The organism is Candidatus Hydrogenedentota bacterium (assembly GCA_035450225.1).
Taxonomy (GTDB): domain Bacteria; phylum Hydrogenedentota; class Hydrogenedentia; order Hydrogenedentales; family SLHB01; genus DSVR01.
In genome coordinates, this window is record DAOTMJ010000125.1 from 1 (window position 1) to 1,022 (window position 1,022).

Annotated in this window: 1 protein-coding gene; it reads left to right on the forward strand. The window is 59.3% G+C overall.

Translation table 11 applies throughout. The features are described 5' to 3' along the window. Positions 1-1,022 (forward strand): ATP-grasp domain-containing protein (locus tag P5540_20045; GenBank protein ID HRT67107.1); only part of this gene is annotated, 1,022 nt, incomplete at both ends.

Here is a 1,022-nt window from a genome sequence, read left to right on the forward strand (position 1 = left end):
ATGCTCAAGCGCTATGTCGAAGCCGCCGTGGACGTGACCCCCGAGCGGCCGATTCTGATCGACAAGTTTCTGGAAAACGCCATCGAGGCCGAAGCGGACGCGATTTCGGACGGCACGGACGCGTTTGTTCCCGCCGTCATGGAGCATATTGAACTGGCCGGCATCCATTCCGGCGATTCCGCCTGCGTGATTCCGCCCATCAGCATTCCGGCTCGCCACATCGACACGATCAACGACTACACCCGCAGGATCGCCGTGGAATTCGGCGTGGTGGGCCTTATGAACATCCAGTACGCCATCGCCAATGACGTGGTGTACATTCTGGAGGCCAATCCGCGCGCGTCGCGCACCGTTCCGCTGGTTTCCAAAGTCTGCAATATTTCCATGGCGCGGCTCGCCACGCAGATCATGCTGGGGAAAAAACTCAAAGACCTGAAACTGAAGCAGCACGCCTTCCGCCATTTCGGCGTCAAGGAAGCGGTCTTCCCGTTCAATATGTACCAGGAAGTCGATCCGCTCCTGGGGCCGGAAATGCGCTCCACCGGCGAGGTGCTGGGACTGGCCGATTCCTTCGGCCTGGCCTATTACAAATCCCAGGAGGCCACAGGCCAGAGCCTGCCCGCGGAGGGCACCGTGCTGATTACGGTCGAGGAAAAGGACAAGGGAGGCATGCTGGAAGTCGCCCGCGCCTTCGCCGAGATCGGCTTCAGGATCAAAGCTTCAGAAGGCACATATCGGTATTTTGCCGGACACGGCATCGCCGCCGAGCGGATTTTGAAGATGCATGAAGGCCGTCCGAATATCGTGGACGCCATTAAAAACGGAGAAATCCAGCTGGTCATCAATACGCCGGCGGGGCGTCTCAGCAAATACGACGACTCTTACATCCGCAAGGCGGCCATCAAGTACAAGATTCCCTATATCACCACCGTTGCCGCCGCGGTGGCCGCGGTCAAAGGCATTGCGGCCTGTCGCCAGGGCCACGGCCGGGCGAAATCCCTGCAAAGCTATCATGCGGAGAT